The sequence below is a fragment of the Bacillus sp. JJ1533 genome (assembly GCF_036965045.1).
GTDB lineage: Bacteria > Bacillota > Bacilli > Bacillales > Bacillaceae_L > Ferdinandcohnia.
Genome location: NZ_JBALOV010000038.1, coordinates 18802 through 42523, shown reverse-complemented (window position 1 = coordinate 42523; position 23722 = coordinate 18802). Strand labels below are relative to the sequence as shown.

The window sequence follows — 23722 nt, the reverse complement described above, 5'->3', positions numbered from 1 at the left end:
AATAAGGGGTGTGAAAAGAAAGTGATTACCATTAATAATAGTACATATGAGCTTGTCGATGAGCTAAAAGATGGATTTAATGAAGAGGCCTTTCGGGCACGATATAGCGACATCCTGGCGAAATATGATTATATCGTTGGAGACTGGGGATATGAACAGCTTCGTTTAAAAGGATTTTTTGATGATAAAAACCAAAAAGCATCCTTCGATACAAAAATCAGTACCCTATCCGAGTATTTATACGAGTATTGTAATTTCGGTTGTGCCTATTTTGTTCTAAAAAAGGTAAAAAAATAAGTACAGGCTTTGTACCTGTACTTTTTCATGTATCACTATTGATCATAAGGCGGTTCGGCATTTTCGTTCTTGTCATCATGGGTATGGTGAGCACCTGGGAACTGTCGTGGCAGGTCCTGGTGAAGGGACTTAAATTCATAATTAAAAGGTGTATAGTAACGTTGGCCTTTTTTCCATGGTGTGCTTTTATTCTGAACAGGTGCTTCCTCACCACGGGGGGAACCGGTTGGTCCTTCAGGAAATTCCTCAAAAGTCAAAAAGTCCCTCATTTTCTCCACATTTGAAAAATCAGTATACGTTACTTCTTCTTTGTCTTTTTCAACCACCTGCAAAACACCTCACTTCTTACTTATAGTGTTTTCGCAGCATTGCCCAAATATGTCAGACAATTTCATACAGAAAAGAGCGTAATTCCTCAGCTTCTTCATCGGATAACTGATAAGCATGTTCAAGATAACCGGGCTCATCTAAATCATCTCTGCCGATAATGGCAAAGCGATTGCTTAATACATTTAAGACAATTTGCTTTCCATAATATCGGTCCGATCTTATAATGGCTAAATCATAGCGCTGATTTTCCCCCATAAAGCTAACAAAACGTGTTTGTGTGTCAACCGTATCATCATATAAGAAAAAGCGTTCAGACATATGAATTCTCCTTTTAAAAAACAGCATTTACCATTATCATAACAAAGGAATACTAAATAGAAAACGAATTATTGAATTTGGCCTTCCATGAATGATCCTGAACTTTGTGGTAAAATAATAGGTGGTTGTATAGGATTATAAATAGAAGGTGATACTGTGTATTTTGTTGACCGAGAAAAGATTGAGAAGACCCTTCTTTTTTACGAAGAAAATTTAGGTTTATTAGAAGCTGAAACAAATTGGACAAGCACGCTGGCAAAAAAAGCATTTGAGCGTATTTCCCAGCTTTTAATTGAATCGATTTTAGATGTAGGGAATTCAATGATTGATGGTTTTATTATGCGTGACCCCGGTAGCTATGAGGATATTATCGATATTCTCGAGGATGAAAAAGTGGTATCAACACAAGAAGCAAATGATTTAAAAGAAGTTATTCGTTTCCGCAAAGTCATTGTTCAAGATTACCTTGAAATCAATCATGAAGAATTACTTTCAAGTTTGCAAAAAAATATAGATAGTCTAAAAAGCTTTCCAGAAGCGGTTAGATCCTATCTTCTAAATGAACTAGGACCTGTTTCCGCGTTTAAAAACTAATAAAAGGTGATTTAGTGAAAACATATAAAGGATATTTAATTGACTTAGATGGCACAATGTACCTCGGTACTGAGCGTATAAATGAGGCATGTGACTTTGTAAATGCGCTAAATGAAAAGCAAATTCCATATTTATTTGTAACCAATAATTCATCAAGAACACCAGAACAAGTTGCAGCAAAGCTTCGTGATTTTGATATTGCTTGTACGGAAGACCAAGTGTTCACAACAAGCCAAGCAACAGCAAATTATATGTATGACCTAAAAAAAGGTAACACTGTATATGTGATTGGTGAAGAAGGAATCCGTAAGGCATTAGAAGATAAAGGCTTTATCATTCAAGAAGAGAATCCAGACTTTGTTGTTGTTGGAATAGACCGTTCTGTTACATATGAAAAATTTGCTCTTGCTTGTTTAGCTGTTCGTAATGGTGCAACCTTTATTTCAACAAATGGTGATATTTCAATTCCAACTGAAAGAGGCTTTTTGCCAGGCAATGGGTCATTAACCTCCGTTGTCACTGTGTCAACGACAGTTCAGCCGATTTTTATTGGAAAGCCGGAAAAAGTAATCATGGAGCAAGCCCAAAAGAAATTAGGTATTGCAAAAGAAGACACAATAATGATCGGTGATTATTATGATACAGATATCATGGCAGGTATGAACGCTGGTATTGATACCCTTCTTGTTCATACAGGTGTTACCACTGCTGAACTTTTAAAAGGATATGACCGACAGCCTACTTACGCAATCAACAGTTTAAAGGAATGGATGGAACGAATTTAAAAAACGCTCAGGTTGAGCGTTTTTTAAATGGACAAAATAACCCCGACAATGGAACATATGCCACCAATTAAAAACAAATATATAGACTTTTTCAGGCGTCTAGTCCATCGATTTATTAGACTTCTATTTAGAACTTTACCGTCATGATTTTTAAATTCTTTTTGCATTGGTAGAGTGATGAAGAATGCAACTACAATAAAGATAAGGCCAAGTATTTTTAAAATAGGTCCATCGCACATCCACCTCGTACAAAATAATTTGTGAATTCAGTATACCATTATTAACCAATGGAAAAGACCAAATCGGAACGATTTGATCTTTTTTGCATTAATTTGTATTTGCCGCACGATGAGCTAATCGGCTGGATGCAGCTGCAGCGATAGCCCCTACAATGTCGTCTAAAAATGTATGACATTCACCCGTTGATTTGTCATTTAACCGAGCTAAAATACCAGGTTTTTTCTTATCAATGTATCCATAATTCGTAAATCCGATAGAACCATAAACGTTTACAATTGAAAAGGCAAGGATTTCGTCAACTCCGTAGAGTCCCTCATCTACTTGAATTGTTGAAAGGAGTGGTTCCTCCAGTAACCCTTTTTCAGCAAGTTTATCTAATTGAATTCCAGTTAATACCGCATTTTGGATTTCTCGTTTCGTTAGAACGCGGTCAACATTATGCACACATTCCTCCATCTTTAGGTTTGGATGGTATTTGCTTTGTAAATAGTACACAAGTTCCGCAATATCCTGGATGGTGACGCCTCTTTCCTCTAACCACTTTCGGGCAGTTCGTTCAATCTCATTCATTTTATTTTCTTCGCTCATCTCTTTCACCTAATTTCTTCTGTATTCAAAATAATTTTGCTAATATTTTCTAGTTTACCACAAGTAATGCTGTTTTGTTTCATATAGATGTTTTAACTGGAGAATTACGTTTTACATAGTATTTGCGAGAGGTGATGATTTATGAAAGATTCACTTTTTGAACATTACCAATTAAAGGTGGAACGGTCAGTACAGGCATTTGGCTATGAAGCAATCATCTATCGAAATATAGTATATTGTATTGTGCCAATATCTAAATTGGAACAGGAAGAGCTTTATGAAATGAAGCTTCTTAGTGATTATATGATACAAAAAGGGGATATTCGTGTCGGCTCGATTTTACCGACTGTTGAAGGGAATTTAAGCACTATGATCAATGATGAAGAGGTTGTTCTAATTAGATGTCCAGTTTATACTCATCGAGTCTCTAATACATTAGGTTATGAATTAGCGCGTTTTCATAAACGTGGGAGAAGCTTTCCATATCAGGTCAATAATCTAAATCGAATTGGACAATGGAAATTTCTATGGGAGAAAAGGCTAGATCAAATGGAGATATTCTGGAAGGAAAAAGTAAGGCAACATCCTGATAACCGATTTGAAACATTATTCGTTGAAGCTTTTCCATATTATATAGGATTAACGGAAAATGCGATTCAATATTTAGTCGATACCGAAATAGATGAGACACCTTCGCCAATCGATTCAGCGACGATTTGTTATCACCGATTTACGGAAAATTCATGGGATAAAGATTCATATACAAAAATTCCGACCGAATGGGTGTATGACCACTATACAAGGGACTTAGCCGAATATATCCGTGATCAATATACATCTGGGGGAAACAGGAAAAATGGGCAAATCATTCACTTCCTTAAGGAGTATGAGCGGGTCAATACACTGTCTCCCTTTTCTTGGAGACTTTTATATGCCCGGTTAGTGTTTCCGCTTCATTTTTTCGAATGTATTGAAGGGTATTATATGACGGAATCGGAGAACAAAAAAGAACAACAATTACAAAGGCTAGAAGCCATGCTAACCCATTCTAGTGAGCATGAACGCTTTTTAGCCACCTTCTTAGCAAATGTTGGAGTGAATGAAAAAAGACTAACAATTCCGAACATCAATTGGCTTCAAATATAAAGATATATGGTACTATAGAAATATGAATAAATCTTTTTAAGAGGTAACGAAATGACAAAGCCATATGTTTTCATTACGAGAAAACTACCTGAAGTAGCGATTCAATCATTAAGGGATGTAGCAGAAGTTCATATCTGGAACGACGAGGAAAAGGCCGTGCCAAGAGAAGTGCTTCTTGAAGAAGTAAAAAAAGCAGATGCTCTATTAACGATGCTGTCTGAAAATATAGATAAAGAGCTTCTTGATGCAGCACCTAAGTTGAAAGTAATAGCAAACCTTGCAGTTGGTTTTGACAATATTGACATAGAGTATGCCAACCAAAAGGGAATCGCTGTTTGCAACACACCTGATGTCTTAACAGATACAACAGCCGATTTAACTTTTGCTTTATTGCTTGCAACGGCAAGAAGAGTTGTTGAAGCAGCTGAGTTTGTTAAAAATGGCAAGTGGAAAAGCTGGAGTCCATTATTACTCGCAGGTCATGATGTGCATCATAAAACAATTGGGATCGTTGGAATGGGGAAAATTGGGGAAGCAGTGGCAAAACGTGCAACTGGCTTTGAAATGGATATTCTCTATCATAATCGGTCTCGAAATTTGGCTGCCGAGGAACGCATCGGTTGTACGTATGTAGGCTTTGATGAATTAATTGAGGCTTCTGATTTTATTGTGTGTTTAACCCCACTTACAGCGGAAACAAGAGGCCTATTTAATCAGGAGAGCTTTGGTAAAATGAGAAAATCAGCCATTTTCATAAATGTATCAAGAGGACCAGTTGTTGATGAAGACGCCTTATATCAAGCGTTAGTCGATGGCGACATTGCTGCAGCAGGACTGGACGTTTTTGCAAGGGAGCCTGTCGATGTAGACCATCCATTATTGACGTTGCCAAATGTTGTTGCATTGCCTCATATTGGGTCCTCAAGTAGGGAAACTCGAATAGCGATGATGGCACTCTGCTGCAAGAATATCGAACTTGTTTTGAAGAACAAACAACCAAAGACATTAATTAACAAAGAATGGGGACTGTCGCTAAAATAAGTTTTTCGTAGGCACCTTCGCAAATGAAGGTGCCATTTATTTTTAAGATAATTTTCTGAAGAATTTTTTTAATAAAAAAATAACCCTTTATATCAGTAAGTTAAACGTTTTCATGGAAAAAGTTTTAAAAAAAGTACTTGTAATGACATAGCATCACTATTATAATGTCTTTTATAGAAGGACAAATGTATTTCTGAGGAATACAGGAGAGGCGGAATAAAAAATGAAGAGTATTTCGGTTGGATTATTAGGATTAGGTACGGTTGGCAGTGGCGTCGTAACGATTTTAAAAAATCATCAAGATAAATTAATGCATCAAGTTGGATGCCCAATAGAAGTAAAGAAGGTATTAGTTCAAGATATTCATAAACATCGAACTGTTGAAATTGATCCATCCTATTTGACTACAAATGCAAATGATGTGATTGAAGATCCTGATATTGATGTTGTCATTGAGGTAATGGGTGGAGTAGAGGATACAAGACAATTAGTGCTTCAATCGCTACGTAATAAAAAACATGTTGTTACGGCCAATAAGGACTTAATGGCGTTATATGGGCCAGAACTATTAAAAGTTGCAACTGAAAACGGGTGTGACTTGTTCTATGAAGCTAGTGTTGCAGGCGGGATTCCAATCCTACGCGGTTTAGTCGATGGCTTTGCATCTGACCGAATCATTAAAATGATGGGGATTGTGAACGGAACAACAAACTTTATTTTAACCAAGATGAGCAAATTCGGCAGCGCCTATGAGGAAGTATTGAAAGAAGCACAGGAGCTTGGCTATGCTGAGGCAGACCCAACATCAGATGTGGAAGGACTTGATGCAGCAAGAAAGATGGCCATTCTCGCTTCATTAGGATACTCCATGAATATCGAACTGAAAGATGTTCGCGTTCAAGGGATTTCTTCTGTAACAAGCGATGATATCGAATATAGCAAGCGTTTAGGCTATGTGCTTAAGTTAATCGGCACTGCACATCGTAAGGGAGAGAAAGTTGAAGTAAGTGTTCAACCAACACTACTTCCGGAATTACACCCACTTGCAGGAGTAAATGACGAGTATAATGCGGTTTATGTGTATGGAGAAGCAGTCGGGGAAACAATGTTCTATGGACCAGGGGCAGGAAGTTTACCAACTGCTACATCGATTGTTTCAGATTTAGTGGCTGTTATGAAAAATATGAGACTTGGGGTTAATGGGCTTAGTGCTGTTTCACCTCAATATGAGAAAAAATTAAAAGACGACTCTGAGATTTTCTCAAAATACTTCTTACGTATCCACGTAAAGGATCAAGTTGGGGCATTTGCAAAAATCACATCCCTCTTCTCTGAACGCGGTGTAAGTTTTGAGAAAATCCTTCAATTACCGTTAAAGAATAAAGATTTAGCTGAAATTGTCCTTGTCACTCATCAAGCATCATTACAAGACTACGAGGAAATTTTAGTACAGCTTAGAGATCTACAAATTATCGAAGATGTGAAAAGCTCTTATCGAGTTGAAGGAGGAAACCAAGCATGAGATGGCAAGGTCTTTTACAACAATTTCGCGAATACTTACCGGTAAATACAAATACTCCAATGCTTTCATTGAATGAGGGAAATACACCATTAATTCCGCTACATTCCATTTCAGAGGATCTTGGTGTTGAATTATATGTAAAAGTTGAAGGAGCAAACCCAACAGGTTCTTTTAAAGACCGTGGTATGGTGATGGCGGTTGCGAAAGCCGTTGAAGCAGGCAGCGATACAATTATCTGTGCGTCAACTGGAAATACTTCAGCAGCAGCAGCGGCATATGCAGCTCGAGCGGGACTTCGCTGTATCGTTGTTATCCCTGAGGGTAAGATTGCAATGGGTAAATTAGCGCAGGCAGTCATGTATGGTGCTGAAATCATTTCAATCGAAGGGAACTTCGATCATGCATTAAAGATGGTTCGTAATATCAGTGAAACTGCACCAATTACTCTTGTAAACTCTGTAAACCCATATCGAATTGAAGGACAAAAAACAGCTGCATTTGAAATTTGTGTACAGCTGGACGGTGCTCCTGATGTATTGGCAATTCCAGTTGGAAATGCAGGGAATATCACAGCATACTGGAAGGGATTTAAAGAATATCACGAGCGTCATAATACCGGCCTTCCTGAGATGCATGGATTTGAAGCAGAGGGTGCAGCGGCAATTGTTAAAAATAAAGTCATTGAAGAACCTGAGACTGTTGCAACTGCAATCCGAATTGGAAACCCTGCAAGCTGGGATAAAGCTGTAGCAGCTGCAAGTGAGTCAAACGGTAAAATTGATGAGGTTTCAGATGATGAAATCCTTGAAGCATATCAATTATTAGCACGAAAAGAAGGCGTGTTTGCTGAGCCAGGCTCTTGTGCATCGATTGCTGGCGTCATCAAGCAAGTGCGCAGCGGTGAAATTAAAAAAGGTAGCAAAGTCGTTGCTGTTCTAACCGGAAATGGGTTAAAAGATCCTAATATTGCAATTGAAGCAGCTTCAATTAAACCGGTTGTATTGCCTAACGATGAAAAGGCTGTTTATGATCATATTCGAGGAGCCGTTTTACATGAAGTTTGATCAAGCCTTTCAAATAAAAGTACCAGCAAGCACAGCAAATCTTGGACCTGGATTTGATTCTTTAGGATTGGCGGTCAACCGATATTTAACTCTTCAGGTCGAACCAAGTAATCAATGGGAGTTTGTTCCGCAATCAGAGGAAATTGCAGATACGCCAACAGATAAAGAAAATTTTATCTATCAAATCGCAGCAAAGGTAGCCCAGACTTTTTCATGTGAGCTACCTTCCTGCAAGGTTTATGTAGACAGTAAAATTCCGTTAGCAAGAGGTCTTGGAAGTAGTGCAGCAGCCATTATTGCGGCAATTGAGCTTGTAAATGAACTTTGTGATCTTCAACTTACCAATCAACAAAAGCTTGAATTAGCCTGTGATTTTGAAGGACATCCCGATAATGTTGGGGCATCGTTATTTGGAGGCTTAGTCATTGGCAGCCATCGTGGAAGTGAGGACACTGATCTTATACATGTGAATGATGTAGCCTTTGATATGGTGGTTGTTATTCCTTCCTATGAACTAAAGACCAAGGATGCTCGTAATGTTTTGCCGACAGAATTATCCTATCAAGAAGCAGTAAAAGCTAGCTCCATTAGCAATGTAATGATTGCGGCTATTTTAACAAAGAACCTTGAATTAATGGGGAAAATGATGGAGCTGGATTTATTCCATCAGCAATATCGCGCAAAACTCATTCCGGAATTTAACAGCATTCATCAAGTTGCTAAGAAAGCGGGAGCATTCGGCGTTGCCATTAGTGGAGCTGGGCCAACCGTCATTTGCTTTACCGAAAGTGGACGAGGTAAACAGCTAAAGGCGGATCTCTCCCTTGTATTTGAAGGATATCAAGTCGAAGAAGTATCGATTGAGAAAAATGGCAGTACGTTAACTTCCCTTTCGGTGCATGAATAAAAGAAGCGAAACCACTTAATAGGTTTCGCTTTTTGAATTGAAACGTTCCGGTTATTGACAATACTGCCACTAAATCTGAATTACTGCCACTATTATAAAATTATGATCACAAGTCATTCACATGCATAAAAAAAATGCCCCAAAAAATTGAGGCATCGATCACATTCATTTATTTATTAGAAAACTTGTTCAACTTCGACTACACCTGGAACTTCTTCTAATAATGCGCGTTCAATTCCAGCCTTTAATGTGATTGTAGAGCTTGGGCATGTTCCACAAGCACCTAATAAACGAAGCTTAACAACACCATCTTCTACATCAACTAAATCGCAGTCTCCGCCATCACGAAGTAAAAATGGACGAAGTTTGTCTAGTACTTCTTGTACTTGCTCTTTAATATCCATAACGTTTGACTCCTTTCCTCATACCTTTATAATTATTATAATCTGTTTGATGGAAAAAATCTATTAAAACCAAGAGAAGCATTTTTCCAATTTCTAATTACATATGCGTATTGAGAAAATCTGTGATGTATTCAAAATTACTTTCAGTGTCTATTTTAACAGATTTTTAGTAAAATGAAAAAAGATACGATTGGGGAAAAGGAGAGCGAGAAATGGAAAAGCAAAAAGTTGAGATTTGTGTGTATGGTGCAGAAGTACTTTGCCCTAGTTGTGTGAACCTTCCTTCTTCAAAGGAAACCTATGAATGGCTTGAAGCAGCCTTGAGTAGAAAGTTTCCAAACCAACCCTTCGACATTACACATATTGATATTTTTGATCCACCAGGAGACGAAGAGAAAAAAACGTTTGCTCGTCGTGTTATTGACGAAGATATGTTTTATCCTGTCGTTGTGTTAGAAGGTACAGTTGTCGGAGAAGGTAGCCCAAAACTAAAAACGATTTACACGGAAATGGAGAAATACGGGTACAAGGCAGCTGAATAAATGAGTGAAAGTAGGGGCCAAAAGCCAAATGTCAGTCATATCAGTAGGTTTGTCCCTGAACGAAGTATTCCGTCACAAAACCAAAAAATCGCGGCTCCATAAATAACCGCGATTTTATAGTCATTATCCATTATGATACTTATACATCCATAATACTCCGGATTTTAACATACGTGGTACACGTCCTGTAAGTGGACGTTCGGCCACTAATCCAAAGCCTTCTTTTTTACCTAATGAACCAAGGACGCCTTTTAGCTTAATTTTAGGGAACTCAGCTGGAGGCTCCTCACCTTTCCAACGTTTTAGAAGAACCTGAACAATTTGTTCTGCCTGCCCTTCTGCAAGCTGTGCACTTGGTGCATGTGGTAAGCTTGCACAGTCCCCAACAACATAAACATGCTCATTATTTGGCAAATTGTGTTGTGGGGTTAAAACCACACGACCGCTTCCGTCTTTTTCAACATCTAAGTCACGAACAACTTTATTGGGTTGGGTACCAGCTGTCCAAACAATAACATCACTTTGGACAGGTTCGTCGTTATTATATAAGAAGTTTTCTTCGACTCTTGTAATATTAGAGTTATTAATAATCTCTATTTCGTTTTTATCAAACCAGTTTTCCACATACATACTTAATTTTTCTGGAAAAGCGGAAAGGATGTGCTTTCCTCGATCGAAAAGCTTAATATGCAAATCCGGTCTACTTTCGTGAAGTTCACTTGCTAATTCGACCCCACTTAGACCTGCTCCCACGATGGAAACAGTTGCACCAGATGGGAGATTATTAAGCCTCTGGTAGGTTTGCCTTGCGTTATCAATCGACTGGATGCTATAGGTGTATTCCTTTGCACCTGGCACATTATGATATTTATCCTCACAGCCTAATCCAATCACTAAATCATCATAGCTTATTGATTCTTCATCTTTTACATGAACCAGTTTTTCATTCAAATCAATGCCCGTAACTTCCCCAAATTTTACGTGCAAACGAGGGTGTTCTGGAAATGCTACGCGAACATGCGAATCAGAAGTGGTACCTGCGGCAAGAGCGTAAAATTCCGTTTTTAAACTATGATATGGTGCTCGGTCAAGTAAGGTGATTTTAAATCCATCGGGTAATTGATTCGGCAGCAGGCGATGTAAAATTCGCATTCCACCATACCCTCCACCAAGTATAACAAGATTTTTCATGATGATTATCCCCTTTTGTTCCTCTCTTTAGTTGAAACGTTTTCATTATTTATCTGTAATCCTTCAAATCCACATAAAGTATAGCGAAATTGTGACAAAATAACAACTCATATCCGTAAAATTGACGAATGGAAGAAAAGAGAGTACGATAAGAAATTGTAGTGAGGTGAAAATACCAGTGAATCCTATCATTGAATTTTGTGTTAGTAATTTGGCAAGTGGCTCCGAGAAAGCAAAGGAAATCCTCGAACAGGATCCAAATCTTGATGTTATTGAATATGGATGTCTTAGTTATTGCGGACAATGTTTTGAGTCACTTTATGCTCTTGTAAATGGGGATGTAGTTACTGGTGAAACAGCTGAAGAGCTTGTTGAAAACATCTATGCCTATTTAGAAGAAAATCCAATGTTCTAATACAATATTGATATAAATTTTTTAAAAAGCAGTCAGAGTACTGCTTTTTCTTGTGGAAATAAAGAAAACTCTCCATTAAATAATGAAGAGTTTCTAAAAAAAACGGGGGATAATCTCATTGTGGTCAACTAAATATTATTTTATACTAAAGGAAAGAAAAAATTTACAATGAACGGATTATTTGTATCAAACTGAATTTAACATTATACTTATAGTAATAACCTGATTTAAAGAAGGAGGTTACGAACGTGACAAATCAAGTCGTTTCTATTTCTGAAGCAGCTGCTTTTCAAATTAAAGATATGATGAAACAGAATGATGAAGAAGGCTCATACTTACGTGTTGCTGTTAAAGGTGGCGGGTGTAGTGGACTTTCTTACGGAATGGGCTTTGAACAGGAAGTGAATGAAGAGGATTTACATGATGAACAACACGGGATCAAAATTATAATCAATAAAGAAGATGCCCCGATTTTAACGGGTGTAAAAATTGACTTTAAACAATCCCTCATGGGCGGTGGATTTACCATCGATAATCCGAATGCAATTGCATCCTGCGGTTGTGGTTCTTCCTTCCGCACGGCTACCAAGGTTGGAACACCTGAAAATTGTTAATCCAAAAGTCAGGCTTATTTTAAGCTTGACTTTTTTTTGACCATTTTGTGGCAACTTTTAACCTCGCGAATTGACAATTTTCTTACAAATGTAAAAAACTGTTGTTTTTTAAATATTCTTAAGTTTAAAAATGCCCCTTAAGTACTTGAAATATCAATATAAAAGGCATATTATAGGATATGGATATTAAATAGTAAAACTTTTTGACAAATGTCTCAATCTTTTATGTCCAATCATGGTATCTTACGTGAAAGATATCACAAACTATTTTATCAATAAAACCAGACCATGCAGTTGAAAATAGGAGAAAGAGATATTTTACTGCAAAAAAAGAAAAGGTGGGCGTGATTACAGTGAGAAAGCCAAAAATCGTCGTTTTAGGTGCAGGATATGGTGGATTAACTACGATTGTTAACCTACAAAAAACATTAGGTGTAAACGAAGCTGAGATTACACTTGTTAATAAAAATGATTATCATTATGAAACCACTTGGTTACATGAAGCTTCAGCGGGTACTTTACATGCAGATCGTGTACGTTACCAAGTTGAAGATGTAATTAGTAGTCATAAAGTGAAATTTGTAAAAGGGTCTGTAGCAAAGATTGACACCGACGGAAGACGTGTAATCCTTGAAGATGATTCACAAGTTGAATATGATTATTTAGTTGTGGCATTGGGCGGAGAATCTGAGACATTTGGAATTAAAGGTTTAAAAGAACATGCATTTACGATTTCGAACGTTAATACAGCACGTCAAATAAGAGAGCATATTGAATATCAATTTGCTACTTATAATACAGAAGAAGAAAAAGACGATACCCGTCTTACGATTGTTGTTGGTGGGGCAGGATTTACTGGAATTGAGTTCTTAGGAGAACTCGTTAACCGAGTTCCTGAGCTTTGCCGTGAATATGATGTTGATCAAAATAAAGTGAAAATTTATTGTGTTGAAGCTGCACCAACTGTATTACCAGGCTTCGACCCTGAACTGGTTGAATATGCTGTGAACCACCTTGAGAAAAAAGGTGTAGAATTTAAGATCGGTACGGCAATTAAAGAAGGAACACCAGAAGGAATCATCGTTGGTAAGGATGATGTTACTGAAGAAATTAAAGCTGGTACTGTCGTTTGGGCAGCAGGCGTACGCGGTAACAGTGTAATCGATGCCTCTGGTTTTGAAGCAATGCGTGGACGTGTGAAGGTCGACAAACAGCTTCGTGCACCAGGACATGACAATATTTTCTTTGTTGGAGATAGCTCATTAGTTATTAACGAAGAAATCAATCGCCCATATCCTCCAACTGCACAAATTGCAATGCAACAAGGTGCATTGGTTGCGAAAAACATCGCTGTTCTAGTTCGTGGACAAGGTGAGCTTGGCGAATTTTCATTCGATAACAAAGGAACTGTATGTTCACTAGGTGAGCATGACGGAATCGGTGTTGTATTTGGAAGGAAAATCTGGGGTTCTAAAGCAGCATTCATGAAAAAAGTAATCGATAATCGTGCACTATTCATCGTGGGTGGTCCATCACTTGTTCTGAAAAAAGGTAAATTAAAGTTCTTTTAAGATTGTGTAAAGGAATGTGGGGAGACTCACATTCCTTTTTTTTAGCCATCTATCCAAAGTGAAATCAATTGACTTAAGTTCTATTCCTCTAGTAAACTAGGAGGGGATTTGTCCGTCGCTTTAGACGCTTGTGTATTTGTTACTAGGAGGTAAGTGGCCATGTCACTTAGTTTTTTACCGATTTTATTAATTTCGATGCTATTGTTTTTTGTATTATTTTTTGGAATTGGATTCATCCTTAATATGCTTTTACGGATGTCGTGGATCATGGCTATTATCTATCCGATTATTGCGATAGCCATTATTCAAGAGGTTTCCTTTCTCGACTATTTCACCTCCCCTGGAACTGCATTTCGCTCTTTGGGGACCAGTATTATAACGTTAGCCCCATTAGATATTGCGATTCTGCTGAGCGGTCTTGCTGGTGCAATTTTATCAGGAGTGGTCATTAAGCTCCTCCGCAAAAAAGGATACAGAATGTTCTAGAAAGTCACTTTCATATAAGTAAGATGAGAAGAAACGTAAGGATTTTGAGATAAAATCCTTACGTTTCTTTTATTTGGAATCAATTTCCACCCTAAAACGAATAATTTCAAACCAAATTGGAAAGAAATAGAGTCGTGAGAGGAGTGGAAAAATGTGTTTCATTTGAACACAATTCTAAGAAGAAGTGCAATGACAATACTAGTGGCTTTTGCACTATTTACGACGTTCCAATCTTTTTCAGGAGTACAAACAAAAGATCTTACAAACTGGGCAAGCGACCACATAAAAGAGAGATCGCAAACAGTTGTGATGAAAGGTATAGGATTGGCTTCAAAATTCATCTTTTTTACTCATGGAAATAAAACGGTTATGGCTTCGAGTGTTGAAAGTACAATACCAATCGAAGAGGCTATTGATTTTTCGAAATACCCGACAAAAACAGTTGTCGCGACTGGATACACCGCAGGAGTTGAATCAACAGGTAAAGATGCGAACCATCCCTCTTATGGGATTACCTACTCAGGTGTGAAGGTTAAGCGTGATCTGTATTCTACAATTGCTGCAGATTTAAGCGTCTTTCCGATTGGAACGATTCTATTTATCCCCGATTATGGGTATGGTGTGGTTGCTGACAAAGGTGGAGCCATTAAAGGGAATAAAATTGATTTGTATTATGAAACAGTTAATGATGTTTATAATAAATGGGGGAAGAAAACCCTTGATGTTTATGTGATTAAAATGGGTGATGGTAAAATATCTGAAGAAGAAATTGCAGCAATGAATGAGGATAAATCGATGCAGGTCTTCCGTCAACAAATATTAGGTGAAAAAAGTTAACAGGCTAAAATGATTAGCCTGTTTTATTTTATAAAATATGCAGAACTAAAGTTAATAAGATCCCTGTTAAACCGCCAAAAAATACTTCGATGGGCTTATGCCCTAATAGCTCTTTTAACTCTCTTCTTTTTCCTGCCTCATCAAGCCTTGGCCAAAGTTTTGCATCCTCCGCAAATTTTTGAAAATCCGCAACTAGTTGGTTTAAAACAGTAGCCTGCTCGCCAGCATGTCTGCGAACACCTGAGGCATCAAACATAACGATGACAGCAAATACGGTCGAGATTGCGAAAAAAGGTGAACCAACTCCTTGCTCAAGGGCAATCCCAGTTGTTAAGGCCGTTACTGCAGCTGAATGTGAGCTCGGCATACCACCAGTGCTCGTAATCAAAGACCAATCAATTTTTTTGGTCAAAATAAAATGCAGAGGGACCTTAACAAATTGCGCAAATCCAATTGCAGCAAGGGCCGCCCATAGGGGGAAATTTGTAAAAAGCTCCATGTAAACTACGTCCTCTCGTTAAAAAAATACGCTTGTTTTTTATTTAATTAAAAATGTCTTTCAAGGAAATATAAATTTCATTTTATGAGAATCATGGGTAAAATATGCACTTATAGCTTTCTACTATTATAAAAGAATTTACTGTAGCCTGCAAAATAAAATCTTAATCAATGGTTGTAAGATGAAATATTAACTTTATTGAGCAGAAGTCCTTTATCTATATAAGTGGTCGGATGAATGTAATAAGAGTATACTATTCAGTGGGGGCGACCAGGCTGAATAAAGTTAAAGCCTCCGGCGGATGCCACAGATTTTAAAAGGAAACTTTTCGAGCATAAGGTCAAAGACTAAGATCGCCACATCCTGTGGCAACGTCTTTGTGACCCACATCGTGTGGGCCTAAAAAATCTGGACGCAAATACGCCAAGGCGTATTTGTTAACTCGAAGTTTATAATATAAAGGTGAAATATAGTTGGAGGTGTTGAGATGTTTACTGTAAAAAATGAAGTTAAGGTGCAGGATGCACATGAAGCCATACTAATTGGTTTATATGCGAAAAATCAAAAGACAACCGGGCTAACACAAGAATTAGATTCTTTAGTAGACGGTCAAATTACAGTGCTTTTAAAAGAAGGAGATATATCAACAAAGCAAAATATCGTTTCAAAAGTACATACTTTAGGAAAGGCTCCTATCAAACGTGTATATTTTCTCGGACTGGGAAAGGAAGATGTGCAATCCTTCGAATCACTAAGAGAAGCCTTCGGAAAGGCTGTTAAAGAAATTGATGATGCAAAAATTGGAAGCTTCGCCGTTGGTTTAGATTCCTTTGTAACAGAAGCGGTAGGTGTTCATGATGTTGCTCACGCATTTGGGGAAGCACTTGCATTGTCTACCTATCATTTTGCTGATTATAAGCAAAAATCAAACGAACCAGAAAAGAAAGTTGAAAATGTTGTCATATATACAGATGCTGATGCAGATGAGGTTGAGGCAAGTTTAACAGTAGGATATGCATATGGACAAGGTACAAACTCCGCAAGAACACTTGTTAATCTTCCAGGAAATATGCTAACCGCAACAGATTTAGCAAATTATGCAACTGAAATAGGAACAAAGTATGGGTTTGAGATAGAAATCCTCGAAAAAGAAGACATGGAAAAACTGGGTATGGGTGCACTTTTAGCGGTAAATAAAGGTTCAGTAGAGCCACCCAAAATGATTGTCCTTAAATATCAAGGTAAAGAAGACTGGGAGGATGTCGTAGGTCTGGTCGGAAAAGGGATTACCTTTGATACAGGCGGTTATTCGATCAAGCCAAAGGACGGCATTGTTGGTATGAAGTCGGATATGGGTGGTGCTGCAGCTGTATTAGGTGCGATGGAAATTATTGGCGAGCTTCGACCTGAAAAGAATGTTATTGCTGTCATCCCATCAACCGATAACATGATCAGTGGTGAAGCCTTTAAGCCGGACGATGTCGTGACTTCAATGAATGGCAAAACCATCGAAATTCTAAATACAGATGCAGAAGGTCGTCTTGCGTTAGCAGATGGGATTACATATGCGAAGTTCCATGGGGCCTCTTATTTAGTTGATGTCGCAACATTAACGGGTGGAGTGATTGTAGCATTAGGAAATGATATAACGGGTGCAATGACAAATAATGAAGACTTCTTTGAAGAAGTGTTAGAAGCTTCAATCGAAGCCGGTGAACCAATCTGGCGCCTACCTATTACAGAAAACCATAAAAAGCGTGTCCGTAAAAGCCAGGTGGCAGATTTGAATAATTCCCCAGGCCGTGACGGTCATGCGATTTTTGCCGGTACTTTCCTTGGTGAATTTGCAGAGGATACACCTTGGGTACACCTGGATATTGCTGGTACAGCAACAACTACATCTGCTCATAACCTAGGACCTGCAGGGGCAACTGGGGTTATGGTCCGTACGCTTGCAACTTTAGTAGAAAGATTTGGCGAAACAAAAGAATAATTACTAGGAAGTCTACCAAAGAGTAGGCTTCTTTTATTTATCCCTACCAAACACCCTCTCTCACAAAAAAATTCCATTGACGTTTTCAGCTAACCTATGATAATGTAGTTTAGGAATTTAGCTCTCTACCAATTTAACAAACTAAAGCAAGAGTAAATAAATTTCTACAAGAAGGAGTTCACACCATGAATGCAGTTGTTATAGCCGTGCTTGTTATGCTAATTTTAAGTTTATGTCGTATCAATGTAGTAGTTGCTCTTGCAGTGGGGGCGATTGTCGGAGGACTTACCGGTGGTCTTGATGTCGCAACGACTGTTTCAGCGTTTACGGATGGATTAGGCGGAAATGCCACAGTTGCATTAAGCTATGCACTACTCGGCAGTTTTGCAGTAGCCATTTCGAAAACAGGATTACCAGATGCAATGGTGGATCTTGCAATAAAAATGGTTGGGCAGCAAGGAGATAGCAAACGTAAAACCTATTCAAAGGTTTTGATTATCCTTATCATTTTAGCCATTTCTATTTCATCTCAAAATCTTGTACCTGTTCATATTGCATTTATTCCTATTTTAATCCCACCTTTATTAAAGGTATTTAATGAGCTTGAAATTGATCGTCGATTGGTCGCTACCGTTATTACATTTGGTTTAACAGCGCCTTATATTGCACTACCGGTCGGATTCGGCGAGATTTTCCATGGGCTCTTACAACAGTATATGCTTGAGAGTGGATTAGAGGTAACCAAAAGAGACATTCCAGTCGCCATGTTGATCCCAACCGCAGGGATGGTTGTTGGATTACTTGTCGCCATCTTTTTTTCTTACCGTAAGCCGAAACAATATAAAACAATTGAAATAACAAACGACTCAAATACAAAAACAAATTATACTAAAAAGAGTATTACCTTCGCTTTTCTTTCTGTGTTAGTGACATTAGGTGTACAGTTAACACTTTCACAAATTTATGATGTAGATGGCATGATTCTGGGAGCATTAGCTGGTATCACAGTGCTTTATTTCAGTGGCTCAATGAAAGTGAGTCAAGCTGATGAAGTGATCACTGGCGGGATGAAAATGATGGCATTCATTGGTTTCGTTATGATCACAGCTTCTGGGTTTGCAGCTGTAATTAATGCAACAGGAGATGTTGAAGAGCTTGTAAAGCAGTCAGCAGCTCTAATGAATGGAAATCAATCACTTGCAGCGTTAATGATGCTGATTGTAGGTCTATTAGTTACTATGGGGATTGGATCTTCTTTTTCAACCATTCCAATCATTGCAACTATTTTTATACCGTTATGCATGGAGCTAGGATTTAGCCCTATGGCGACAATTGCCATCTTTGGTACAGCTGCAGCATTAGGTGATGCCGGTTCTCCAGCTTCAGATAGTACGCTTGGTCCAACTGCTGGATTAAATGTGGATGGTCAGCATAATCATATTTGGGATACATGTGTACCGACATTTTTACACTATAATATTCCACTGATCATATTCGGCTGGATTGCAGCAATTGTCCTATAAAGAACAGCCCCACGAAAACTTCGTGGGGCATTTTTAATTTAAGAGGCTTTTGTTGAAATTGGATTCACTGCATTTCTAGTTACGGCACGATATATTCTAGGAGAAATAACTGCAGCAAATATAGTAAAAGCAAGATCCTTAACAATAAACCAAGCCATTACTGCCCAAGCAGCTCCGTAGCTCATTTTAACCTCTAACCAAAAGTTTAATGCGAAATACATATAGTTTGTTCCAATGAAATAATTCATGAAAAGACCAACAAACGCAGCGAACATGAATGTCTTTAATGTTGGTGCTCCATTTGAATGTTCAATTACTTTTCCGGCGAAAAAGGCTGTTGCAATAAAAGAAATAATAAATCCACCCGTACTTCCAATGATGGGGGCTACTCCTGCTTCAAAGCCTGAAAAAACAGGTGCTCCTGCAAGCCCAATGAGCATATATACAATCATTGAAATGGCTCCTAATCGGCTCCCAAGTAAAAGCCCTGCTAATACAGCAAAAAAGGTTTGCATCGTTAATGGAACCCCTGCAACCTGTAAAAACGGTACCATTGATGTAATGTTAGCACCTATTGCCATGAGGGCTGCAAACATCCCGATATATGTAATTTCTAATGCTCGGATACGTGGTTTCGAAACTGTTGTCATTATATGTTAACCTCCACTTTATTGTAGTTAACAAAATGGTAAAGCAAGATTATTTATATGTCAACAAAAAAATGAAACAAGTTAACAAAGAAAAACCAATTTATCGAGTCATATCATTATGAACTCGTTGATAAAATATTTGTAGAAGTTTTCTTTTTCAATTTCAAATGTTTAAAAAAGCAATCCGTACTAGTCAAATTGTTATAGTTAAAAAATATCTTTGCTGTCCAAAGCAAGAAAAATGTGTCAAAAGGGATGTCCTGTAAATATAATGCCCATATCCGAAAATGTTGGGAGCGGTCGGAATGAGTATTGGAATTGTATTAATGGGCCTTTTTGTCGGTTTTTTGGTTGGATTAACAGGTGTAGGTGGAGCGGCATTATTAACCCCATTTTTAATCCTGATCGGAATAAACCCGCTAATTGCAGTAGGAACAGATTTTGTCTATAACTCAATCACAAAATTTTTTGGATCTGTCCAGCATTTTCGGCAGAAAACAATAAATTTTAAGCTAGTAAAATATTTGGCTATCGGCAGTGTTCCTAGTGCCATTATAGCGGTAGTTACATTACATTTTGCTGGGGGAGATAAACTCCTGCAAGGAGAAATTGTGAAGCACGCACTCGGGTATGTACTAATGATGGTTGCAATTGCAACCGTGATCAAAACATTATTCAGTTCTCGTTTTTCACAGAGCTCCTACAGTCTAAAGCCCATTGAGGATAAAGCAAAAGCCACTATACTCCTAGGTGCAATTCTTGGTTTTATAGTCGGATTAACCTCCGTTGGTTCTGGGTCGCTTTTTGCACTAGCGATGTTATTATTTTATCGATTACGAGCCTCTGAATTAGTTGGAACAGATATCGCACATGCATTTATTTTAGTCACGGTGAGCAGTCTTTTTCACGTTGGCTTTGGGAATGTTGACTTTCTCTTAGTTACAAATTTACTCTGTGGTTCAATTCCAGGAGTAATTATTGGAAGTTCATTGTCAGCAAAGGTTCCGATGAAACCATTGCAAACGGTTATAGGGATCATTATTTTTATAAGTGGTTTGAAATTAATTTATTAATCCCTTGGTTATCCGTAGGAAAAATTGCGAACTTATAAACCTTAGTGTAAAATTACACTAAGGTTTTTGACTTTCTCTTTGTAAAAGAGAAGGTGAAAGGTGAAATAGGTGATTTCGATGGACAAGGAACAATTAACGCAAATGATATCTGAAAAAATGAAGCTAGTCCGGATTGAAAAAGGATATACACAGGATAAAATGGCTGAAGTTTTGGGGATTTCAAAAAAGACGTTAGTACAAATTGAAAAGGGAAGAATTCAAGCGGGTTGGACATGTATCGTAGCCGTTTGTGCATTATTTCGCGATAGTGAGATCATTCAAACAACATTAGGGGGGGACCCTGTAGATGTTATTGAAATTATTGGACGAAACGGAATTGATCGTGCGAAAGAACGTACAATGGGTGGTAAAGTGTGGTGGAAGGACCTTAAAAAAGAAGGGAGATTTCGTCTCCAACAAAATGTCATAAGTCAACATTATCGTATTTTAGATGAAGCTAATTTTAGGTGGTATTCTTCGTTTGATAAAGACGAAGCTTTAAACAGGTTAGAAGAAATTTCAAATGAATCCAACTAAAAACGGGGCACAACCTACTTTGCCCCATTTTTCTTTTTCTTTGCAGTTTTACTCTTTGAATACGTAGATGAAGTTAAGTTATTATTCATTGCTGCTTCTTCGTTTAGTTTTTCGTTTTTGGCCATTTAACTTCCTCCATGTAATGCTTGTTAGTGATCAATCGAAAAATCATCATAGCGTTCGTTTAGATACTCATTTTCGCCAGTTGCGAAATTTATATTTCGAAGATCAAGCTCAGGATCGAGTTGATTCACGAGCTGTTCGTCCTTGCTTTGAATATATCTTAGTGTGTCTCTGTCTCTATCTTTCATTGTTTTTACCTCCTCGTGATTTATCATGTCCTAAACCATAATCATTTCATTCTTGTAATTAAAAAAAGAACGATAGGCAAATTTTTACCCTCGCTCTAAATAAGTGTTTATCATCGCCATCTTAATGCAATTGTTAAAAGACTGGATTTGGAGCCTTTTACACTAGCTTCTAATTGAAGATTTAAACCATCAGGATTAAAGGTCGCTTTAACTTTCGACTGAATACCTGTTGATTTTAGCAGACGATCTACTTCCTTATCATTTGATGCCTGAGCAGCTGCCATTACTTCTTTCGCAAACTGCCTTGATTCAGCTAATTTAGAAAGGATTAGGCTGGCATCTTTCATAAGAATTCTCATTTCTGTTGCTGATTCCTTAAATAGTGTCGGGTCAACTTCTGGAAACTTACGATAATCTGTGTATGGATAATACGGAACTGGGTCAGGAAATATGGTATGACTTGTGATGTTTGAGTAATACCCTGGATACAAAACAGTTCTTGGTGGTCCTTGACGTCCATAGATAAACGGATAATGGTACAACGATAGACCTCCTTATCAAAAATTCTCTTACAATATATGTTAATTTTTTGATAAGGTGCATTTTGATTAATACTTAAGCCTTATTTCCTCTGAATGCCAAGCATTCTAAAAACAACTGCCTCCCACATCTTCCAAGGTAATGAATTTTTAAGAAGAATGGACAATCTTGTCCCTTTTCCAATCGGATAGCGAAGTTTTGTTAAGGAAGGCTTTAAAGCGAGCTTAACGATGAATTTTGCAACTTCAATTGGGTTCCCATAGGATGCATGATTATTTTCAAGTCTTGCTTCAATTTTTTTCATCATTTCATAATAAGGAGATGTGGGAAGCGTTGATTTTGTGGCGATTTTTTTACCACTGCTCCAAATATTTGTTTGAAACGACCCAGGTTCAATAAGGGCTACATGGATACCGAAAGGTCTTATCTCAAGCTGTAACGATTCACACCAGCCTTCTAAGGCGTATTTAGACGCAACATAAGGGGAGAGGCCTGGGAATCCAATTTGTCCACTAATGCTACTGAGATTTATGATTTTTCCAGATCGTTGCTGTCTCATAAAGGGGAGCACTAGCTTAGTCACTTCTATCAGCCCGAAGAAATTCGTTTCAAATTGTTCTTTGTATTCAGATATTGATATTTCTTCGGCAAATCCACCTGTAGCAAATCCGGCGTTATTTAACAAAACATCGACTCGCCCAAGCTTTTGAAGTGTTAGTTGAAATGCTTGTAAAGAATAAGCATCTGACACATCCAACTGACAAAAAATAAGATTCTCTTTTAAGGTTAAATCATTGATTTGATTCAGTATCTGTTCTTTTTTATGTAAATTCCTCATGGTCGCCACAACAAAGAATCCCTTTTTTAAAAATTCGATTGCACTTAATAGACCAAATCCACTCGATGCACCGGTAATAATCACGATGGGTTTCTCCACGATTTTCTCTCCCTTATATAAATTACAAAAAAGTTTCTAATAATATCCATTTAATCTTATAATAGATAAGGATAAGTATCTATAATTAACTGCGCAGCCGGTGAAGGCGGGATAGAATGGATATAAATGAACTTGTATCAATCATTCAGGAAAATGGATATATGGGACTTTATTTGTGGTTATGGGTAGGTGCATTTGTGATTCCGATTCCCAATGAAGTGATTGTATCCACGATAGGATTTTTTGCTGCTGAGGATGTTTTTGTACCTTGGAAGATTTTTATGGTGACTTACCTGGGAATTCTAACGGCTGTCACAACAAGCTATGTAATTGGGCGCTTTACAGGACATGCGATGGTTCTCCTCCTTACTAAACAAAACAAAACGAGAAAGAAGATTGCTCGTGCATTATCCATTATTGAAAAGTACAATACGTTCGCATTGTTGTTTTGCTACTTTGTTCCAGGCTTTCGTATTTTATTTCCGTTCTTGTTTGGCTTTAGTAAATTCTCTTTTCTAAAATTCGCATCTACCCTGTACACGGCTATTCTTATTTGGGTTTCCTTGATTTTTGCAGTCGGATATTATGCAGGGGAAGAATTCATTGAAGCGTTTATTAAATATTACGATATTGCCATTGGTGTAGCTGTAACAGCGCTAATGGGATATATAATGGTTAAAATAAGAAGGAATCGAAAGCTCCGAAAGCTTTCGCATTGAGAGGGTGAA

The 23722-nt window shown here is 37.8% G+C and carries 28 protein-coding genes and 1 pseudogene; 19 read left to right on the top strand and 10 right to left on the bottom strand.

Translation table 11 applies throughout. From position 1 onward, the window contains the following. Positions 1 to 21 precede the first annotated feature (21 nt). Complete coding sequence (locus V7138_RS20340; protein WP_335400966.1) at positions 22 to 297, top strand: YutD family protein; 276 nt, start codon at positions 22 to 24, stop codon at positions 295 to 297. Positions 298 to 332: 35 nt separating this feature from the next. On the opposite strand, the gene V7138_RS20335 is transcribed toward V7138_RS20340, so the two are convergent. Further along, the gene (locus V7138_RS20335; protein ID WP_438824388.1) at positions 333 to 566 is read right to left on the bottom strand and encodes a cytosolic protein; all 234 of its coding nucleotides are present in this window, start codon (positions 564 to 566) and stop codon (positions 333 to 335) included. 112 nt (positions 567 to 678) lie between these two features. Continuing rightward, positions 679 to 945 carry a DUF3055 domain-containing protein gene (locus tag V7138_RS20330; RefSeq protein WP_335400962.1) on the bottom strand — a complete coding sequence of 89 codons (267 nt, stop codon included), beginning with the start codon at positions 943 to 945 and terminating at the stop codon, positions 679 to 681. Positions 946 to 1101: 156 nt separating this feature from the next. On the opposite strand from V7138_RS20330, the gene hepT reads away from it, so the two are divergent. Together hepT and V7138_RS20320 are read left to right on the top strand one after the other, a co-directional pair. Beyond that, positions 1102 to 1539 carry a type VII toxin-antitoxin system HepT family RNase toxin gene (hepT, locus tag V7138_RS20325; RefSeq protein WP_335400960.1) on the top strand — a complete coding sequence of 146 codons (438 nt, stop codon included), beginning with the start codon at positions 1102 to 1104 and terminating at the stop codon, positions 1537 to 1539. Between the two features lie 14 nt (positions 1540 to 1553). Continuing rightward, positions 1554 to 2324 carry a TIGR01457 family HAD-type hydrolase gene (locus V7138_RS20320; RefSeq protein ID WP_335400959.1) on the top strand — a complete coding sequence of 257 codons (771 nt, stop codon included), beginning with the start codon at positions 1554 to 1556 and terminating at the stop codon, positions 2322 to 2324. 327 nt (positions 2325 to 2651) lie between these two features. On the opposite strand, the gene V7138_RS20315 is transcribed toward V7138_RS20320, so the two are convergent. Next, positions 2652 to 3152: a phosphatidylglycerophosphatase A family protein gene (locus V7138_RS20315; RefSeq protein WP_335400957.1), complete on the bottom strand. Its 501-nt coding sequence runs from the start codon at positions 3150 to 3152 to the stop codon at positions 2652 to 2654. A 141-nt stretch (positions 3153 to 3293) separates the two neighbouring features. Between V7138_RS20315 and yutH the strand changes: the two genes are divergently transcribed. The 5 genes from yutH to thrB all read left to right on the top strand — a co-directional run bounded on the left by yutH (position 3294) and on the right by thrB (position 8832). Continuing rightward, the gene (yutH, locus tag V7138_RS20310) at positions 3294 to 4298 is read left to right on the top strand and encodes a spore coat putative kinase YutH (protein ID WP_335400956.1); all 1005 of its coding nucleotides are present in this window, start codon (positions 3294 to 3296) and stop codon (positions 4296 to 4298) included. A gap of 51 nt (positions 4299 to 4349) precedes the next feature. Further along, entirely contained in the window at positions 4350 to 5339 is a 990-nt protein-coding gene (locus V7138_RS20305) for a 2-hydroxyacid dehydrogenase (protein WP_335400954.1), read from the top strand. Between the two features lie 223 nt (positions 5340 to 5562). Then, complete coding sequence (locus V7138_RS20300; protein ID WP_335400952.1) at positions 5563 to 6861, top strand: homoserine dehydrogenase; 1299 nt, start codon at positions 5563 to 5565, stop codon at positions 6859 to 6861. Further along, positions 6858 to 7925 (top strand): threonine synthase, encoded by a 1068-nt coding sequence (gene thrC / locus V7138_RS20295; protein ID WP_335400950.1) that lies wholly within the window; start codon positions 6858 to 6860, stop codon positions 7923 to 7925. The genes V7138_RS20300 and thrC overlap by 4 nt, the downstream gene beginning before the upstream one ends. Then, entirely contained in the window at positions 7915 to 8832 is a 918-nt protein-coding gene (thrB, locus tag V7138_RS20290) for a homoserine kinase (RefSeq protein WP_335400948.1), read from the top strand. Before thrC ends, thrB begins: the two co-directional genes overlap by 11 nt. A 176-nt stretch (positions 8833 to 9008) precedes the next feature. Here thrB and V7138_RS20285 read toward each other — a convergent pair. Further along, positions 9009 to 9318 (bottom strand): annotated as a pseudogene (locus V7138_RS20285) (NifU family protein). A 130-nt stretch (positions 9319 to 9448) separates the two neighbouring features. On the opposite strand from V7138_RS20285, the gene V7138_RS20280 reads away from it, so the two are divergent. Further along, entirely contained in the window at positions 9449 to 9778 is a 330-nt protein-coding gene (locus V7138_RS20280; protein ID WP_335400946.1) for a YuzD family protein, read from the top strand. Positions 9779 to 9901: 123 nt separating this feature from the next. On the opposite strand, the gene V7138_RS20275 is transcribed toward V7138_RS20280, so the two are convergent. Beyond that, positions 9902 to 10969, bottom strand: coding sequence for an NAD(P)/FAD-dependent oxidoreductase (locus V7138_RS20275; RefSeq protein ID WP_335400944.1), 1068 nt, complete (start codon positions 10967 to 10969; stop codon positions 9902 to 9904). Between the two features lie 178 nt (positions 10970 to 11147). Here V7138_RS20275 and V7138_RS20270 point away from each other — a divergent pair, with 178 nt between their 5' ends. From V7138_RS20270 to V7138_RS20250, 5 genes are all read left to right on the top strand, one after another. Next, positions 11148 to 11384, top strand: a complete 237-nt coding sequence (locus V7138_RS20270) for a YuzB family protein (RefSeq protein ID WP_136381291.1) — start codon at positions 11148 to 11150, stop codon at positions 11382 to 11384. A 248-nt stretch (positions 11385 to 11632) separates the two neighbouring features. After that, positions 11633 to 11998 (top strand): HesB/IscA family protein, encoded by a 366-nt coding sequence (locus V7138_RS20265; protein WP_335400941.1) that lies wholly within the window; start codon positions 11633 to 11635, stop codon positions 11996 to 11998. A gap of 344 nt (positions 11999 to 12342) precedes the next feature. Continuing rightward, positions 12343 to 13569 (top strand): NAD(P)/FAD-dependent oxidoreductase, encoded by a 1227-nt coding sequence (locus tag V7138_RS20260; protein WP_335400939.1) that lies wholly within the window; start codon positions 12343 to 12345, stop codon positions 13567 to 13569. Positions 13570 to 13728: 159 nt separating this feature from the next. Beyond that, positions 13729 to 14055: a YuiB family protein gene (locus V7138_RS20255; protein WP_335400937.1), complete on the top strand. Its 327-nt coding sequence runs from the start codon at positions 13729 to 13731 to the stop codon at positions 14053 to 14055. A 153-nt stretch (positions 14056 to 14208) separates the two neighbouring features. Continuing rightward, the gene (locus V7138_RS20250; protein ID WP_438824386.1) at positions 14209 to 14892 is read left to right on the top strand and encodes a 3D domain-containing protein; all 684 of its coding nucleotides are present in this window, start codon (positions 14209 to 14211) and stop codon (positions 14890 to 14892) included. A 28-nt stretch (positions 14893 to 14920) separates the two neighbouring features. Here V7138_RS20250 and V7138_RS20245 read toward each other — a convergent pair whose 3' ends face one another. After that, positions 14921 to 15391 carry a divergent PAP2 family protein gene (locus tag V7138_RS20245; RefSeq protein WP_335400935.1) on the bottom strand — a complete coding sequence of 157 codons (471 nt, stop codon included), beginning with the start codon at positions 15389 to 15391 and terminating at the stop codon, positions 14921 to 14923. Positions 15392 to 15878: 487 nt separating this feature from the next. Between V7138_RS20245 and V7138_RS20240 the strand changes: the two genes are divergently transcribed. Both V7138_RS20240 and V7138_RS20235 read left to right on the top strand, forming a co-directional pair. Next, positions 15879 to 17384: a leucyl aminopeptidase gene (locus V7138_RS20240; protein WP_335400933.1), complete on the top strand. Its 1506-nt coding sequence runs from the start codon at positions 15879 to 15881 to the stop codon at positions 17382 to 17384. A gap of 185 nt (positions 17385 to 17569) precedes the next feature. After that, on the top strand, positions 17570 to 18907 hold the full coding sequence (locus tag V7138_RS20235; protein ID WP_335400931.1) for a Na+/H+ antiporter family protein: 1338 nt from the start codon (positions 17570 to 17572) through the stop codon (positions 18905 to 18907). A 38-nt stretch (positions 18908 to 18945) separates the two neighbouring features. Here the strand turns inward: V7138_RS20235 and V7138_RS20230 are convergent, their stop codons facing one another. After that, on the bottom strand, positions 18946 to 19557 hold the full coding sequence (locus tag V7138_RS20230; RefSeq protein WP_335400929.1) for a biotin transporter BioY: 612 nt from the start codon (positions 19555 to 19557) through the stop codon (positions 18946 to 18948). Positions 19558 to 19862: 305 nt separating this feature from the next. Between V7138_RS20230 and V7138_RS20225 the strand changes: the two genes are divergently transcribed. Both V7138_RS20225 and V7138_RS20220 read left to right on the top strand, forming a co-directional pair. After that, the gene (locus V7138_RS20225) at positions 19863 to 20630 is read left to right on the top strand and encodes a sulfite exporter TauE/SafE family protein (RefSeq protein ID WP_335400928.1); all 768 of its coding nucleotides are present in this window, start codon (positions 19863 to 19865) and stop codon (positions 20628 to 20630) included. Positions 20631 to 20747: 117 nt separating this feature from the next. Further along, the gene (locus tag V7138_RS20220) at positions 20748 to 21206 is read left to right on the top strand and encodes a helix-turn-helix domain-containing protein (protein WP_335400926.1); all 459 of its coding nucleotides are present in this window, start codon (positions 20748 to 20750) and stop codon (positions 21204 to 21206) included. A 149-nt stretch (positions 21207 to 21355) separates the two neighbouring features. Here V7138_RS20220 and V7138_RS20215 read toward each other — a convergent pair whose 3' ends face one another. The 3 genes from V7138_RS20215 to V7138_RS20205 form a co-directional block, all read right to left on the bottom strand. Further along, positions 21356 to 21517: a hypothetical protein gene (locus tag V7138_RS20215; protein WP_335400924.1), complete on the bottom strand. Its 162-nt coding sequence runs from the start codon at positions 21515 to 21517 to the stop codon at positions 21356 to 21358. 110 nt (positions 21518 to 21627) lie between these two features. Continuing rightward, the gene (locus tag V7138_RS20210; protein ID WP_335400922.1) at positions 21628 to 22059 is read right to left on the bottom strand and encodes a hypothetical protein; all 432 of its coding nucleotides are present in this window, start codon (positions 22057 to 22059) and stop codon (positions 21628 to 21630) included. 80 nt (positions 22060 to 22139) lie between these two features. Further along, positions 22140 to 22994 (bottom strand): oxidoreductase, encoded by an 855-nt coding sequence (locus tag V7138_RS20205; protein WP_335400920.1) that lies wholly within the window; start codon positions 22992 to 22994, stop codon positions 22140 to 22142. Between the two features lie 116 nt (positions 22995 to 23110). On the opposite strand from V7138_RS20205, the gene V7138_RS20200 reads away from it, so the two are divergent. After that, positions 23111 to 23713, top strand: a complete 603-nt coding sequence (locus V7138_RS20200; RefSeq protein WP_335400919.1) for a DedA family protein — start codon at positions 23111 to 23113, stop codon at positions 23711 to 23713. Positions 23714 to 23722: the final 9 nt, after the last annotated feature.